The organism is Corynebacterium jamesii, assembly GCF_046097395.1.
Classification (GTDB): Bacteria; Actinomycetota; Actinomycetes; order Mycobacteriales; family Mycobacteriaceae; genus Corynebacterium.
Genome location: NZ_CP175789.1, coordinates 2,087,425 through 2,102,950, shown reverse-complemented (window position 1 = coordinate 2,102,950; position 15,526 = coordinate 2,087,425). Strand labels below are relative to the sequence as shown.

General features: G+C 63.7%; 13 protein-coding genes and 1 tRNA gene. 4 read left to right on the top strand and 10 right to left on the bottom strand.

The genetic code is table 11. From position 1 onward, the window contains the following. Positions 1–88 precede the first annotated feature (88 nt). A complete protein-coding gene (locus ACKFRT_RS09355) occupies positions 89–328 on the top strand; it encodes a hypothetical protein (protein ID WP_408925099.1) in 240 nt (79 codons plus the stop codon). A gap of 240 nt (positions 329–568) precedes the next feature. On the opposite strand, the gene ACKFRT_RS09350 is transcribed toward ACKFRT_RS09355, so the two are convergent. After that, positions 569–644 (bottom strand) — tRNA-Thr (locus tag ACKFRT_RS09350). 83 nt (positions 645–727) lie between these two features. Next, positions 728–1,954 carry a DNA polymerase III subunit delta' gene (locus ACKFRT_RS09345; RefSeq protein WP_408925098.1) on the bottom strand — a complete coding sequence of 409 codons (1,227 nt, stop codon included), beginning with the start codon at positions 1,952–1,954 and terminating at the stop codon, positions 728–730. Between the two features lie 70 nt (positions 1,955–2,024). Between ACKFRT_RS09345 and ACKFRT_RS09340 the strand changes: the two genes are divergently transcribed. Beyond that, positions 2,025–3,557, top strand: a complete 1,533-nt coding sequence (locus ACKFRT_RS09340) for an adenylate/guanylate cyclase domain-containing protein (protein WP_408925097.1) — start codon at positions 2,025–2,027, stop codon at positions 3,555–3,557. Here the strand turns inward: ACKFRT_RS09340 and ACKFRT_RS09335 are convergent. The 3 genes from ACKFRT_RS09335 to ACKFRT_RS09325 all read right to left on the bottom strand — a co-directional run bounded on the left by ACKFRT_RS09335 (position 3,554) and on the right by ACKFRT_RS09325 (position 7,943). Continuing rightward, positions 3,554–4,456 carry a CoA transferase gene (locus ACKFRT_RS09335; protein WP_408925096.1) on the bottom strand — a complete coding sequence of 301 codons (903 nt, stop codon included), beginning with the start codon at positions 4,454–4,456 and terminating at the stop codon, positions 3,554–3,556. The genes ACKFRT_RS09340 and ACKFRT_RS09335 overlap by 4 nt on opposite strands. Before the next feature lie 40 nt (positions 4,457–4,496). Beyond that, entirely contained in the window at positions 4,497–7,514 is a 3,018-nt protein-coding gene (topA, locus tag ACKFRT_RS09330) for a type I DNA topoisomerase (RefSeq protein WP_408925095.1), read from the bottom strand. A gap of 225 nt (positions 7,515–7,739) precedes the next feature. Then, positions 7,740–7,943: a cold-shock protein gene (locus ACKFRT_RS09325; RefSeq protein ID WP_005292238.1), complete on the bottom strand. Its 204-nt coding sequence runs from the start codon at positions 7,941–7,943 to the stop codon at positions 7,740–7,742. A gap of 266 nt (positions 7,944–8,209) precedes the next feature. Here ACKFRT_RS09325 and ACKFRT_RS09320 point away from each other — a divergent pair, with 266 nt between their 5' ends. Both ACKFRT_RS09320 and ACKFRT_RS09315 read left to right on the top strand, forming a co-directional pair. Continuing rightward, the gene (locus tag ACKFRT_RS09320; RefSeq protein ID WP_408925094.1) at positions 8,210–10,609 is read left to right on the top strand and encodes a DEAD/DEAH box helicase; all 2,400 of its coding nucleotides are present in this window, start codon (positions 8,210–8,212) and stop codon (positions 10,607–10,609) included. A 166-nt stretch (positions 10,610–10,775) separates the two neighbouring features. Continuing rightward, entirely contained in the window at positions 10,776–12,008 is a 1,233-nt protein-coding gene (locus ACKFRT_RS09315) for a lipase family protein (RefSeq protein ID WP_408925093.1), read from the top strand. An 8-nt stretch (positions 12,009–12,016) separates the two neighbouring features. Here the strand turns inward: ACKFRT_RS09315 and ACKFRT_RS09310 are convergent, their stop codons facing one another. The 5 genes from ACKFRT_RS09310 to ACKFRT_RS09290 all read right to left on the bottom strand — a co-directional run bounded on the left by ACKFRT_RS09310 (position 12,017) and on the right by ACKFRT_RS09290 (position 15,505). Continuing rightward, the gene (locus tag ACKFRT_RS09310; RefSeq protein WP_408925092.1) at positions 12,017–12,340 is read right to left on the bottom strand and encodes an Rv3654c family TadE-like protein; all 324 of its coding nucleotides are present in this window, start codon (positions 12,338–12,340) and stop codon (positions 12,017–12,019) included. 3 nt (positions 12,341–12,343) lie between these two features. Further along, positions 12,344–12,652 carry a hypothetical protein gene (locus ACKFRT_RS09305; RefSeq protein ID WP_408925091.1) on the bottom strand — a complete coding sequence of 103 codons (309 nt, stop codon included), beginning with the start codon at positions 12,650–12,652 and terminating at the stop codon, positions 12,344–12,346. A 137-nt stretch (positions 12,653–12,789) separates the two neighbouring features. After that, a complete protein-coding gene (locus tag ACKFRT_RS09300; RefSeq protein ID WP_408925090.1) occupies positions 12,790–13,125 on the bottom strand; it encodes a DUF4244 domain-containing protein in 336 nt (111 codons plus the stop codon). 82 nt (positions 13,126–13,207) lie between these two features. After that, complete coding sequence (locus ACKFRT_RS09295) at positions 13,208–14,320, bottom strand: type II secretion system F family protein (protein ID WP_408925089.1); 1,113 nt, start codon at positions 14,318–14,320, stop codon at positions 13,208–13,210. A 15-nt stretch (positions 14,321–14,335) separates the two neighbouring features. Then, the gene (locus ACKFRT_RS09290; RefSeq protein WP_408925088.1) at positions 14,336–15,505 is read right to left on the bottom strand and encodes a TadA family conjugal transfer-associated ATPase; all 1,170 of its coding nucleotides are present in this window, start codon (positions 15,503–15,505) and stop codon (positions 14,336–14,338) included. Positions 15,506–15,526: the final 21 nt, after the last annotated feature.

Below are 15,526 nucleotides of genomic sequence, written 5' to 3'. Positions count from 1 at the left end.
ATGTTCTGATCCGGTTAGCGAACACCGGGATTTTTCAGGCACGGTGGACAGACACGTCCTCGCTGCAGCCATCCGATGCAGTGCACAGGTGATCGTCACGGAAAATAGGCGCGATTTCCCAGAGTCCGAACTGAAAAAGTACGACATCGAGATTCAATCCGCAGACGAGTTCCTTTGTGACCAAATCGATCTCTGCGGCCCGCTAGTTCATCAAGCAATCACCTACGCAACTGCTGCTTTTAAGCACCCTCCAAGAACCGTTGATGACGTACTTGACTCACTAGCAAAGGCTGGGGCGCCGGAAGCTGCAGAATTGCTTCGCCGTTAGTGACGCGATGAGAAGGTTCATTCGATTGAAGTCCCTGACGATCCGGTCAAGATCGCCAGGGACCAGCGATGGGGTCAAGACGCACTTTTGTCCTTTAACCCCCAAAAAACCTTATTGGAAGAAAGGCCAGCCACCCCTGACCTAAAAGTGAAAACGGCGCCTCGGAAAAAGAAAAACCGAGGCGCCAGTTTGTCCATGATGTCGCGACTGAAGTGTCAACCATGTCGCGACTCATGACAATGGAGCCGCTTGCGAGAATCGAACTCGCGACCTTTTCATTACGAGTGAAACGCTCTGCCGACTGAGCTAAAGCGGCGCGTACATTAAGTACGAAGCGTTATCCTAGCCGACGAGCCCACCCAGCTCCAAAACGCCACCCTACGCCGACTCCGCACGCCGCTAGGCCACCCCGCAGCACTGCTGCAGGCGCCCCGCCATCGCGTCCAGCGCCACCTCCGGCCGCACGTTGTACCCCAGCACCTCACGGCATTCCATCACGGCATCGATGCAGCTCACCAACGCCGACGCACTGTTCCGGCGCGCCAGTTCCTTCGACGTCGCTGCCATGTCTGGATGCTGGTGGCCGCCTACCGGCACACCTTCGTCGTCCACTGCACCCGCGGCCTGCAGCATCGCGTCGCGGTACAGCCCAGCGATGTCGATCAACGCCAGGTCTAACGAGTCACGGGTCCTTCTTGTGCGCCTGTTCTTCTGTTCTTTCTCTAACTCTTTCATTCTTCCGGACGCCCCCCGCTGGGCCTTCGCCGCACCCTTACCTTTCGCGCCTACGCCAAGACTGCTCTCCAGATCCTCGCGCTCCCGCTGATCTAGCTTTTCCAGCTCGCTGGCGGCCTCTTCCTCGGCCTTCTTCACCAGTTCAGCGGTGAAACGGTAGAGCGCGTTGGGCTCGTACACCAACTGAGGCAGCTTTAGCGCAGTGGCGCGCTTGGTCCGAGCGGCCTCGTCCCTGGCCAGGTGGCGGGCTCTTCCAATGTGTCCGGCAGAGACGTCGGCGGCCCATTGGGCTTGGGTTTCGTTGAGCCCCAGGGTGGCGTCACTAAGCAAAACCCCTTTGACCGCCGCCGGCGACGGAGTGGGCACGTACACGTGCCGGCAGCGCGACCGCAGCGTGATCGCAATGTCCGAGGGGTCGGTCGAGGGTGCGCACAGCAGGAAGACGGTGCGGGCGGGGGGCTCCTCGACAGACTTGAGCAGAGCGTTGGCAGCGGCATCGTTCAGGCGGTCGGCATCCTCCACAACCACGACGCGCCAGCGGGCGACGGTGGGCATGTTCGCGGCCTCGTGGATGGCCTCGCGGATCTCGTCGACGGTCAGCACCACACCGTTGGTCGAAACCCAGAGGATATCCGGGTGGGTGCCTGCGGCGGCGCTACGGCACTGGTCGCATTCCCCACAACCGCCGTGCGGGCAGACCAAGGCGGTGGCAAAAACCTTCGCCGCGATCGATCGACCCGACCCGGGCGGGCCGGTGAACAACCACGAGTGAGTCATCGCCTGCGGATCCTCCACGGCCCGCTGCAACGGGCGGCGGACAGACTCCGCAGTAATGCGCCCGAAAACTCCCGCTACGACGTCTGGGGCGCCAGCCGTTGTGGTTTCCGTCATGGTTACTCAGTGTAGCCGGGGTGCGGACGGGCGCACCCAGCGTGGGGCACGGTGCGATAGTCTGAAGGGCATGAAACAATTGCTGCGCTACCTTTCGTGGGCCTGGGGAACCTCCTGGCCCCTGTACGCAGCAACCGTTCTGGCCACGAACGTCATCGGCGCGACCGCAGTGGCGACGTTCCTGCGTTTTTTGATTCCCCTGCCCGCCGCGCGCGAGCTGACGAGCCCGGATACCACCATCGCCACGCTGTACATCATTTATTTCGGCGTGGCCGTGGTCGCGGGCATTGCGATGACGTTGTACTTCTTTGCGCCCGTGCTGCGCTGGCAGCGCACGCCGAAGGCCTACGACCCAAACATGGTGCGCGACCTGGTGCTGCGCATCCCCCTGTTGCAGACCATCACGGGCATCGTGCTGTGGGCAATAGGTGTGGTGCTGTTTACTGTCGTGGCCTGTCGGCACAGTACGGAATGGGGCATCACCGTCGCTGTAACGGCCACGCTAGGCGGCATGATGGTGAGCTTGATGACGTATATGGAGGCCGAACGCCTCGTGCGCCCCGTCGCCGCGAAAGCTCTGGCCAAGGGCGCCCCGGATCATTCGCGTCTCTCCCCGCTATCGCACCGTCTGATGACGACCTGGGCGCTGACCTCCGCCGTGCCGGTGCTGGGTATGGTTCTGCTGCTATTCGCAGCGGCTACCGACTTCTACCCCGAGAACTCTCGCGGCATCATCCCTGCAATGCTGGCCCTGGCACTGACTACCCTGCTGACCGGCTTCATGGGCACCACCTTGTTCTCTATGGCTGTGGCCGACCCTATCCGCGAGCTGCAGTACGCCATCAACCGCGTGCGCCGCGGCCAGGTGAACACGGACGTGCGGATCTACGATTCCTCCGAAATCGGTGTGCTGCAGGCCGGTTTTAACGAGATGATGCGCGGCCTGCAGGAGCGCCAGCGGGTATCGGACCTCTTCGGCCGCTACGTCGGCACAGAGGTCGCCCGCCGCGCGCTGGAAGAAAAGCCAGAGCTCGGAGGCGAGACCCGGCGCGTAGCCGTGCTCTTCGTGGATGTGATCGGCTCTACCGGCTTCGCCACCGAGAAGGAGCCGCAGCACGTGGTGAAGGCCCTCAACGAGTTCTTCGACCGCGTGGTGGAGGTCGTCCACTCCAACAAGGGAATTATCAACAAGTTCGAGGGCGATGCCGCGCTGGCCGTGTTTGGTGCTCCCCTGCCCCTGGACGATGTGGCCGGGCACGCCCTGGCCGCCGCCCGCGAGTTGAAGGCGAAGCTGCAGGGTCTGGAATTCGTCGCGGGAATCGGCGTGGCTGCCGGCTCCGTCGTGGCGGGCCACATCGGCGCGAAGGATCGCTTTGAGTACACCGTCATCGGCGATGCTGTAAACCAGGCCGCCCGCCTGACGGACCTGGCGAAAAAGACCCCCGGCCAAGTGCTGACAAGTGCTGCGACGCTGCGCGCGGCCAACGAGGCCGAGCAGGCCCGCTGGACAATGATGAAGTCCGTGGAACTGCGCGGCCGTCGCGAGATGACCCAGATCGCTCGCCCCATACGCGCCACCCTGGCCGATCGCTCGGAAGCCTAGGCCCCGCGCCGCACCGAGGCGATGGGGAGGTTTCTTGCGGACGCCACCTCGTCCCACCACACCGCCGTCTTCTGCCCCACTGCGGCTGCTAGCTGCTCGGCGGTCATCCCCTCGGACTGCAGCTGTGTGGGCGTGGTGCCTTCCGGCAGGAGGCCTTCTGCGCCCAGCGCTTCGATAAGGCCGACGAAGAAGTGCGGTTCCAGCGCGGCGATAGCCACCCAGTTACCACATTCAGCCTGGTAGAGGCCATAGCCCGGCAGCAACCCACCCAACAGGGTATCGGGGCCAGTGAGGCGGAAACGCGCGGGCGTGGCGAACTCCGCAGCCATGTCTGCAAGAGCGACCTCGTGGTAGCTACCCTGGCCGGTTGCAGCGGCCTGCCACAGGGCGGCCAGTGCTTGGGAGACGGCGCGTTCCGCGCCCGCCAGGTCCGCGATAGGCACCACGGGCATGGCGGGGGTATCGCCGTGGAAGGACAGCGTGCCCGCGTGTGCCTCGTAAGTCAGGTCGTGGCCCGCCACATCCACGTGCTCTCCGGAGTGGCCGACGATTGCCACCTGCGCCAGAGTCGGGAAGCGCTCGTGCAGCTCCTCCCAGCCCAGGCCTAGGCGCTGCAGGGAAGCCGGTCGGGAACTCGTCAGCAGCAGGTCCGCCTTGGCCAACAGTTCATGCAGTTCCTGCAGGCCGGACTCCTGCTTCAGGTCGATGCTGCGCACCTCTTGCCCCTCCACCAGGTGCTGGTAGTACGGCTCGCAGTACAGACGCATGGGGTCAGCGGCCTTGCCGGGGCCTTCGACCTTAATGACGGTGCCGCCGAGCTCGTGCAGGCGTTTCGCGGCGACGGGGCCGGGCAGGTTCGGGGCGAGGGTGACAACGGTGAAGTTCGGAAGCTGGTTCATGCCCCGAACGTATCAGTTCCTCTGCAAAAGTATGCGGGTTTTAGCGGGACTTCTTCACCGTGCGCTTCGTCAGCGTCGGCGGCTTCTTAGCCGTCTTCTTGGCGGACTTCTTTGCAGCCTTTTTGGTGGCTTTCTTGGAAGTCTTCTTGGCGGACTTTTTAGCCGACTTCTTCGCAGCCTTGCGGCTGGACTTCGCAGGGGCTGATCCCTCGGCGGCCTGCTTGGCGCGGCGCTCAGACAGCAGCTCGTTCGCGCGGGCATCCGTCATGGTCTCCGGAGTATCGCCCTTGCGCAACGAGGCATTGGTGGTACCGTCCGTGACATAGGCGCCGAAGCGGCCGTCCTTGACCGTCATTGGCTTACCGGACACGTCATTATCGCCCAACTGCTTCAGCGGCGGCTGCGCGGCAGCACGGCCACGGCGCTTCGGCTCGGCGTAGATGCGGCGAGCCTCGTCGAGGGTGATGGTAAAGATCTGCTCCTCGTTGGCCAACGAGCGGGAATCCTTGCCCTTCTTGAGGTAAGGCCCGTAGCGCCCGTTCTGGGCGGTGATCAGCTCGTTGTCACTCGGGTCGACGCCCACCTCGCGCGGCAGGCTCATCAGCTTCAGAGCCTCTTCCAGCGTCACGCTTGCCGGCTCCATGTCGCTGAACAAGCTGGCGGTCTTAGGCTTCAGCGTCTCCTCGACGATCTGCTTGACGCGCTTTTCCTTCTGCGCCTGGGCAGTCTTCGTCTCGCGACTCAGTGGCTTCTTTCCCTCGGCCTCGCGCTCGCGGTCCTGCTCGTCGCGCTCGGCCTCCCACGTCTTCACAGCCTCCTCGGCCACGCGGGTTTCCTCGTCCTCGCCGAGCACCTCGGTGACGTAGGGGCCGTAGCGCCCCTCGCGGGCGACGATGGTGCGCCCGTTGGCCGGGTTGGTGCCCAGCTCGCGACCGCCCTGCGGGGTGGCGAAGAGCTTCTCGGCCGCCTCCAGAGTCAGCCCATCGGGAGTCATAGATTCAGGCAGGTTCGCGCGCTGCACCTCCGGCTCAGCGCCCTCAGCAGCGCCCTCCGGCAGCGGCTTGATGCGCTCCAGGTAGGGGCCGTAGCGACCCACGCGCACGACAATCGGCACACCGTTGTCGTCATCGAAGATGTGCAGGGAGTTCACCCTACGCGCGTCGATCTGCTCCAGGTTGTCGCCCACGATGTGCTTCAGCCCACCCAGGCGCGGAACGACCGCGCCCGGGGCCTCCGGGCGGGAATCATCGCCGAAGTAAAAGCCCTTCAGCCAATTCACGCGATCCTCGTCGCCCGCGGCGATAGCATCCAGCTCGTCCTCCATTGCGGAGGTGAAATCGTAATCCACCAGTGCGCCGAAGTTCTGCTCTAGCAGGCCGACCACGGCGAAAGCCACCCAGGAAGGAACCAGCGCGTTGCCGCGCGGCAGCACATAGCCACGATCCTGGATGGTGCGGATGATGGAAGCGTAGGTAGACGGGCGGCCAATGCCCATCTCCTCCATCTTCTTCACCAACGAGGCCTCGGTGTAACGGGCCGGCGGGTTCGTCGAGTGGCCGTCGGCTTCCACGTCGCGGGCGTTCAGCTCATCGCCCGTGGTCAGCTGCGGCAGGCGCTTCTCCGCGTTATCGGCCACGTCGCGGCCGTCGGCGGTGCGGCTGACCTCCACGTAGGCCTTCAAAAAGCCGGGGAAGGTCAGGGTACGGCCAGTGGCACTGAACTCGCAGGTCTCGCCCGACGTCGCATCGCCGGCAACGGTGACCTTCATCGACTGGCCCTTCGCATCGGCCATTTGGGAGGCCACGGTGCGCTGCCAGATCAGCTCGTAGAGCTTGAACTCCTCGGCATCCAGCTGGTTGCTCAGCTGGCCGGGGGTCTGGAAGGTTTCGCCCGCCGGGCGGATAGCCTCGTGAGCCTCCTGCGAGTTCTTCACCTTGCGGGAGTACTGGCGCGGGCCGTCTGCCACAAACTTCGCACCGTAAAGCTCCTTGGCCTGCTTGCGGGCGGCCTCGATACCGGCAGTCGACAGTGTGGTCGAGTCGGTACGCATGTAGGTGATGTGGCCGTTTTCGTACAGTCGCTGCGCAATGCGCATCGTGCGCTCCGAGGTGAAGCGGAGCTTCCGGCCGGCCTCCTGCTGCAGAGTGGAGGTCATAAACGGCGGGTACGGGCGGCGGGTGTAGGGCTTTTCCTCCACCGCGGTGACGGCGAAATCCTGGCCTTGCAGGCTCTCGGCCAGGGATTTTGCCTTTGTCCCATCCAACACGAATGTTTCCTTCGCGCTGGCCTTCAGCTTGCCGTCGTCGCCGAAGTCACGCCCCTGGGCCACGCGTTTGCCGGCCACCGTTGCGAGACGTGCTTCGAAGGAATCCGGTGCGGCGGCGTCGAGAGAAGAAGAAACAGCATCGACTACCCCGAAGGTGGCGCTGAGATCCCAGTACTCGGCGGCGATGAACTTCATACGCTCGCGCTCGCGCTCGACGATCACACGGGTGGCAACGGACTGCACGCGACCGGCGGATAGGCGCGGCATGACCTTCTTCCACAGCACCGGCGAGACCTCATAGCCGTACAGGCGATCCAGTACGCGGCGGGATTCCTGCGCATCAACCAGGTCGTAATCAAGCTCGCGGGTGTTCTGCGCGGCCTCGAGGATGGCGTTCTTCGTGATTTCGTGGAAAACCATGCGGCGCACCGGCACCTTCGGCTTCAGCACCTCAAGCAGGTGCCACGCGATCGCCTCGCCCTCACGGTCGGGGTCAGTCGCCAGATACAGCTCATCGACCTGCTTGAGCTTGGCCTTCAGGTCGGAGACCTTCTTTTTCTTATCCGGGCTGACGACGTAGAGCGCCTCGAAATCTTTATCGACGTTGACGCCCAGACGCGCCCACGGCTCCTTCTTATACTTGGCCGGTACGTCTGCCGCGCCCCGGGGGAGGTCACGGATGTGCCCGACGGAAGCCTCGACGATGTAATTCGGCCCCAGGATCGGAGCGATCTTCTTCGCCTTCGTCGCCGACTCAACGATCACTAGACGCTTGACGTCATCGTTTGCCATCGGTTGAATTCACACATCCTTCAAGAATCTAAGGTTTGCCGGGTGCCATTGTTTATACAGGTTTATCGCAATGGTTCTTTCCGGGGGCCACTTACGCATTTCTAAGCGACACTACGCGGTTTACGCAATTTATTTGCAACCGGGGTAGGCGCGGCCTTAACCGGCGAAGCCCCCGCCTGGGCGCGATATGCACCGCGGGCGGGGGCTTGCTAAAACCCTGTGGGTTTAAAGCGCCGTGACGTTCTGAGCCTGCGGGCCCTTGGCGCCCTCGCCGATCTCGAACTCGACCTTCTGGTTCTCTTCGAGGGTGCGGAAGCCGCTGCCCTGGATCTCAGAGTAGTGGACGAAGACGTCGGAAGATCCGTCGTCCGGGGCGATGAAGCCAAAGCCCTTCTCCGCGTTGAACCACTTGACGGTTCCCTGTGCCATGAATTTTCTACCTATCTTGTTGAATCTGTCCGGCGCAAGTCTGCTGCGACCACCAAACGCCGAGGTCGGAAGATACTTCGTTTCCAACCCAATCGGCCCAAAACCCAGCGAGACCCCACCTCACGCCGAGGCGAGCGGAAAAGTGCCGAGGATTTTAATAACCACTCGACAGTCTGCCACGTTCCGGGGAAAACAATCGGACGAGGGGGGATTCTCACCGGTCAGTAACTTGTATCCACCCCCTAATGGGTCTAAAACAGACGGTAATGCCCGCCCCCACTCCCCCTACCCCTGATTCCGCCGCCGATTCCACATCCGGCACGGCGCAGAGCTCTGCGCCTGGCACTGTGCCCAGCTCTGCGCCGTCGTTCGGTGAGGAGTTACTAGCCGACCTGACGCCGGAGTTTCCACGATCCACGGTCACCCACACACGCACCATCCCCGCGCGCCCGTCGCAGACTGCCGATTGGCCGGAATGGGCCGACGAGACGCTGGTGAAGTATCTGCACGAGCAGGGAATTAGCGCCCCGTGGTCGCACCAGGTGGAAACCGCGAACCACGCGTATGCGGGGCGGGATGTGGTGGTCTCGACCGGCACGGCGTCTGGAAAAAGCCTCGGCTACCAGCTAGCGACCTTGAGCCACCTGGCTACGGCGAGCACCGCGACGGTCCTTTATATTGCGCCGACGAAGGCGCTGGCGCAGGATCAGCGGGCGGCGCTGTCCAAGATGTGCGCGGGCGCGGTGAACTTAAACGACATCATGGTGGCCACCTACGATGGCGATACCCCGCCGGAAACGCGGCGAGTGATCCGCGATCAGGCGCGGGTGATCGTGACGAACCCGGATATGCTGCACGCCTCGATCCTGGGGAATCCACAGTCGTGGAGCCGGTTGCTGCGCACACTGCGCTACGTGGTGATCGACGAGTGCCACGTCTACCGCGGGGTATTCGGCGCACACGTGGCGATGGTGCTGCGACGCCTGCTGCGGCTGTGCGCGGCGGCACCGACGATCGTTCTAGCCTCTGCAACCAGTGTGGACCCGGCGGCGCACGCACGCAGGCTGACCGGGCGCGCGGAAGTAGCGGCGGTGACCCGGGATGGCGCGCCTGCAGGTGAACGAACCGTCGCACTGTGGGAGCCGGGGTTCCTCCCCGAGGCGGAAGGCGAAAACGGCGCACCGGTGCGACGGGCGGCGAACTCCGAGGCGGCGGACGTGATGGGGCTGGCGATCGCCCAGGGCGCGCGCACGCTGACGTTCGTGCGTTCCCGCCGCGGTGCGGAGGTGGTATCTGTCGCCGCTGCCGAGAAGCTGGGGGCGCTAGGCCGCAGCGCCGATGCCGTTCGGGTGGCGGCGTACAGGGCGGGCTACACCCCGGAGGATCGCCGCGAGCTGGAGCGGCGCTTTGATAATGGTGAGCTGTTGGGAATCGCCTCGACGAATGCACTCGAGCTGGGGATCGATGTCGGCGGACTGGATGTGGTGGTGACCAGTGGCTTCCCTGGAACCATCGCGAGCTTCCGGCAGCAGGCGGGGCGCGCGGGCAGGCGCGGCCAGGGCGCACTGGTGGTGCTGGTGGGTGCGGATGACCCGATGGATACGTATCTGTTGCACCATCCGGAGGCCCTGTTGGACCGGCCGGTGGAGAACACGGTGTTCGACCCGACGAACCCCTACGTGCTGGCCGACCATGTAGTGTGCGCAGCGGCGGAAAAGCCGCTGACCGAGGCGGAGGTTACCCGCTGGGGTGCCGAGCGCGTGGTGGAGCACCTCTTGGGCCGGGGTGTATTGAAGCGCAGGCCACGGGGCATTTTTGCGGACTTGCAGGCGGCCGAGCAGGTGCATGCGCAGGTCTCTATCCGTGGTGGGGCGGCGAACCAGGTGGCGATCGTGGAGGCCGACTCCGGCCGACTGTTGGGCACGGTGGACGAATCGCGTGCGACGTCGGATGTGCACACCGGGGCGGTGTACATGCACCAAGGCGAGACTTTTGTGGTGCAGCTGCTGGACCTGGAGGAATCTGTGGCGTGGGTGCGGCCCGAGTTCCCGGAGTACACCACGCAGGTGATCCGCGATACGGACATTGCGGTGCGCCGTACTCGGGGAACGCACAAGATATGCGATGGGGTGTGGCTGGCAGATGTGGATGTGGAGGTTTCCCACACCGTCAGTGGTTATCGAAAGCGCCTGCCGGGCGGCGAGATCCTGGAGACCGTGCCGTTGGAAGTGCCGCCGGAGTCTCTGCGCACCCGCGCAGTGGCTTACACCGTGGATCCAGATTTGTTGTTGGACCTGGGCTTGCCGGAGCCGACATGGCCGGGCACGCTGCACGCTGCGGAGCATGCGGCGATTGGCCTGTTGCCGCTGATTGCGACGTGCGACCGGTGGGATATCGGTGGGGTGTCGACTGCTTTGCACACCGATACGGGTCTGCCAACGGTGTTTGTGTACGACGGTTACGCAGGTGGTGCGGGCTTTGCAGAGCAGGGCTTTGCGCGCTTTGCCGAGTGGATGGCCGCCACCGCCGAGACCGTGGAGACCTGCGAGTGCGAGTCCGGCTGCCCTTCCTGTGTGCAGTCGCCGAAGTGCGGTAATGGCAACGATCCGCTGTTTAAGGCGGGTGCGGTGTTGTTGTTGCGGGCACTGGCCGATGCCGCGGGCTAATTCGCCGGTTTTTTATGACGCCGCACGGGAGGGTTGCTTTAACCATATACTTTCCCTCATGAAGTCATTTTTTAAGAAAAACCATTCTGGCTTGCGTAAAGGGGCCGCAGCAACCATCGCGGGAGTGACGGCTCTAGCGGTATCTTTCGGTTCAACGAGCCTTGCTATGGCACAGCCATTAGCACCGTCTGGGGTGCATTCCAGCGCCGCTACGTTGGTCAACCGCGGGGAAGCCATGCGAACACCCGCCCCCTATGCGGGCGCTACTTTCGATAGCGGTCTGAAGATCGGCAAGGTACCCGCCGAACCGGGAATACTTATGAACACTGTTCGCCTCGACCCGAAGGTTGGGCTGTCGGCGGCGGGGCAGCAATTCCGGTTTAGCTATTCCACAACCAATCAGCACGGCGCGGTAGCCCCTTCCACAGGTGCGATGTTCTTCCCTAAGGGCAAGCCTCCGGCAGGCGGCTGGCCCGTGCTGGCGTGGGCGCACGGGACCGTGGGGTTGGCAGATCAGTGCACCCCATCCATGAATCCGCGGTCTGCGCGGGATACGGACTATTTGAACCACTGGCTGAACCAGGGCTATGCCATCGTAGCCAGCGACTATGCCGGGATGAGCACCGATGGTCTCATGAGCTACCTCAACGGTAAGTCCACTGCAGCTAACGTTGTGGATTCCGTGATCGCTGCACAGGATCTTCCTGCAGTGAGGCAGGGTGGCCAGACGCTTTCGCGCAACTGGGCAGTTATTGGCCAGTCTCAGGGCGGCGGCGCGGCTCTCCACGTTGCGTTGCGCGCGACGAGCCGGAGCAAGGAGGCGAATCTAAACTTCATAGGCACAGTGGCGACAGGCGCCCCGGCCTATGTCGAGGAGATTATGTTGGCAGGTAGTCCAACTTTCCCACCCGTTCCTCTACCCGCTGGTTTGAACACGTATGCGATGTATATTCTCGCTGCTTTCCGCGAGGCAAACCCAAACATCGATGTCGATTCGGCGCTCACCCCGGAGGGCAAGCGGATGGTGAAGGCCGCCGAGGGATCCTGTTACCACGAGCTCTCATCCGCCTTGAAGGGCACAAATGTGGCTCGCGCATTCTCGAAGCCGCTGCGCGAGGTGCCAGGTTTGGAGCCTGCTCTAAGAGCGTTCATGCAGACTCCTGCCACTGGCTACGACAAGCCTGTGTTCTTAGGCCACGGCCTCATGGATAAGGACGTTCCCACTCCCATCGGCATCATGCTGAACTCGGACATGTGGATCCACCAGTTTATCGGCGACATGCGCAGCCGGAATAAGCGTGTCGAGGTTCACTGGTACCCCACCGACCATGGCGGGACGGTGCCCATATCGCAGCAGCACTCCACCCCGTTCCTGGCCGATCTTTTCCGCAAGGCCTAGGCCGCCCCCTATTCCACTGGCCCGGCCGTGGCCTGCGCCTTCTGCGGGAGGATGCGTGAATTCGAGCCCATGCGGGTGACAACATTCACCGTCACGAATTCTCCTTTGACCTCGCAACTTTCCACGTCGGCGCCATTGGCATCGGCGATGCTTCGGGCCGTATCGCAGGGTTCACCCTCGCCGGTCTGCACCACCATCGCCGCCGCTAGCGCAGCTAGGTCCGCTGCCGTGCTGGCCTGCTCCTTGTGCCCCAGCATTGCGCCGCCGAGCGCCAACAGAGACACCATCGACACGATGCCGAGCGTGATCATCACCCCATAAACGGTGCTCATTAGTTATTCCCCACCCGGCTCGACCATCGTTACGGCCTCACCGTGGACGTCGAACAGCGCCCCGTCCTTGGTAACCTTCACCCGCACCAGCGGCGATTCCGCACTACCTTCGCGGGAGGTAGACACGGCCGCGTTGGCATCAATCTGCCTGGCGAGAGCAACCCCATCGCCGCCGCGCGCTTCGGCCCGAGCGACGGTTCGCGCGAGCGATTGCGCCGCAGCGGCCTGCGACATGGTGGTCAGCCCCGCGGCCGCCCCACCGGCCACGAGGGTCAGGGCGGACAAAACGATGGCACCTTCGACTGTGTTCATGTTCGTTCCTGATTAAAGATTGTCGTGTAGTTCGTGTTGTGTGGTTTTTGGTGACGCCCTCGCGCGCCCGACCTCTTGAAGAGTTCAGGCACACGGGGGCTTGGTGGGAGGCCGAAGGCCGACCAAGAGCCTCCCAGTTACTGAGTATTCAGAGCTCTCTCAAAAATTCCGCTGAGGGCCTGCTCTACGGTGTCCGAGGTGACGACGGTGTACAGCAACGCACCAAGAGCTGCGGCTGCGACGCAGCCTAGGGCGTACTCTATTGTGCTCATTCCACGATCATCTGCGTAGCGATTGTAGATTCCACCGATAATCGTGTTCCACCAACGAGTAAGTGGGTGCAGGTCAGAATAGTTTTCCACCGCAGTTCCAGAGACCGGGTCCGTTTCGACCGGCGCAGCCTGGAGCTGCATGCGTGCAATGGTCTGGGCGCATGGCTCGTAGCCATTGCGCGCGATGGTTGAGGTGTTCATGGTCAAAAGTCCTTCCCGGGGCGCGGGTGACGCGCCACCGTATTGCGTGAGTGATGGATAGATGTCGTGTACATCTGCTCCCCTACAGCGAGGCCATTCCAATAGCCAGCGGTAGCAAGCCAACGAAGACGAAGGCCGGGAGGAAGCAGAGGGTCAGCGGTGCCGCCAGTGCAATCAGAACCTTCTCGGCCCCGGCGGTTGCCTTGTCCGCGGCAACTCGGCGGAGGTGTTCGGCCTGTTGATGCATACCATCGGCAAGCGATGTTCCAGCGCGAGTTTGCTGCGCCGCCTGGCGGGCAATGGGTCCAAATAGGGGATGATCGGCTAGAACGAGCCAGGCCTCCTGTCCCCCGCCGAGGTGCAGCAGCGCCATGGTGCGGCCAAGCTCCCCCTCGTCGTTCTGGACTAGCTGCCCCACCCCCACATCCCACGCTGGCAGCAACGCCTTTCCGGCGCGCAGCGCAGCGGCAGAGACATCGAGGGCACGGGCTGCGTCCAGCGGACCCACGGGCGTGGAACCGGTCGGGCCGGCCCGCACGCCCACCCCTCCCAGCGGAGATGCGGTTAGCGATTCACTCAGGTGTTCCGTCCACAACGTGCCGGCACACACCAGCCCCACGCCGACGAGGAATAACAGCACTCCCAGCACGTTCGTCAGTAGGAAGTTCAAGGTTCCCAGGCCACTGGTCTGCCCCAGCGCCACCGCACCGATCGGCAACGCCAACAGAACCGTCACAGTCAGCCGCGCACCCGCGGTCGCGGAGGTCGACTTGGAGATGTGCGCCAGCTGCGCGTCGATGTCCGTCACGTGTGCCCTAGCCAGCCTTGCCAGCCCCACGCCGTGGCGATGGGAAATTCCCCAAATGTGGAATAGGTGGGCAAGCAGGCTAGGGGCTTCACTACCCGGCGCGGCACCCGCAGCCCCCGCACCCGGTGTTGCACCCAGGCGGACCTTCACGCAGGCCACGCCCAACTCGTGGCGCAGAGCCTCAGATTTCAACCCCTCGGCCGCGTGCTCGACGGCCTCCAGTGGGCGGGCACCTGCGGCCACTTCACGGGCGATGCCGTCCACAACATCGCGCACTTCGGCCAGGGTTTTCATCTGTCGCCGGGTCTCTACCATCCGCCCGACCACAATCTTGAGTGTGAAGGCCACCATCAACGCGGCCGCCACCACGGCGAGTACCGGGATCATTCTTCGCCTCCGATTTCAGCCCAGCTCACCGCAGAACTCCTTAAATCCCTCGCGGGCGCCGCCACACCACTGCCACAGCACCTCGATCTGCGCCCGCTCGTCGCCGACCAGCCGCCCAATGTGCGTCAGCCGTCGCCCCTGCTCCGTGCGCGAGACATGCAGCACCACGTCGATCCCATCGATCACCTGGCGGGTCAGCGCGATCCGATCCAGCCCCGCCATCGCGCCCAGTGCCTCCAGCCTTCCCGGCACGCTCGCCGGGACATTTGCGTGGATGGTGCCCGCACTGCCCGCGTGCCCGGTGTTTAAAGCCACCAACAGGTCCGCAACCTCCGCGCCACGGATCTCGCCTACGACGATGCGGTCGGGGCGCATGCGCAAACTCTGTTTCACCAGCGCTGTCATCGAGATCGCGCCCGCGCCCTCTGCATTCCCCTCCCGAGTAGCCAGCGCCACCACGTGGGGGTGGTCGATCAGCAGCTCCGGAGTGTCTTCCACCACGATCAACCGCTGATCATGCGCCACTTCCGCCAGCAAGGCCGCCAACAGTGTGGTCTTGCCCGCGCCCGTTCCACCGCTAATCAAAATATTGCGCCGCGCCCGCACGATCCTACGCAACACGTCTGCCGTCTCTTCGCTGGCCAAGCCGCCCGCCACCAGCGCGTCCAGGGAATTTCTTTGTCCCGTGATCGCCCGCAGACTGATACAACTGCCTCCCGCCGCGGGAGGCGCCAGCAACGTATGAACTCGGATCGCCTGTGCCGCCACGTCCGGCGGCAGATCCCGCAGCACTCCGTCCGCAAAGGGCCGCGCCTCGTCCAGCCGCTCCCCGCACATTGTCGCCAGCCGCACCGCCAGGTCGCGGGCCTGTTCCGCGTCGAAACTGAGCCCGTCAATGCGCTGCATGCCTTCGCCTCGGTCTGCCCATACGCGGCCGTCGCCGTTGAGCAACACATCCGTCACCTGCGGATCCTGCAGGGGACCGGCCAGCGGCCCCAGCCCGCTGAACTCGCGCTGCAGCGTGCGCACGTTCTCCACGCTCGCCTTGCCAATCTGGTGCAGGCTGCGCGATAGATCTCGCTCATCCGGCCTACTAATCCCCTGTTCGGCCAGGTCATCGCGCACAATAGCCAGCAATTCACGCTCCGGCTGGTGGTTCTCTGTGTGCTTTTTTCGTGACGCCACCTCGGCCTCCCCCTCCTTTCA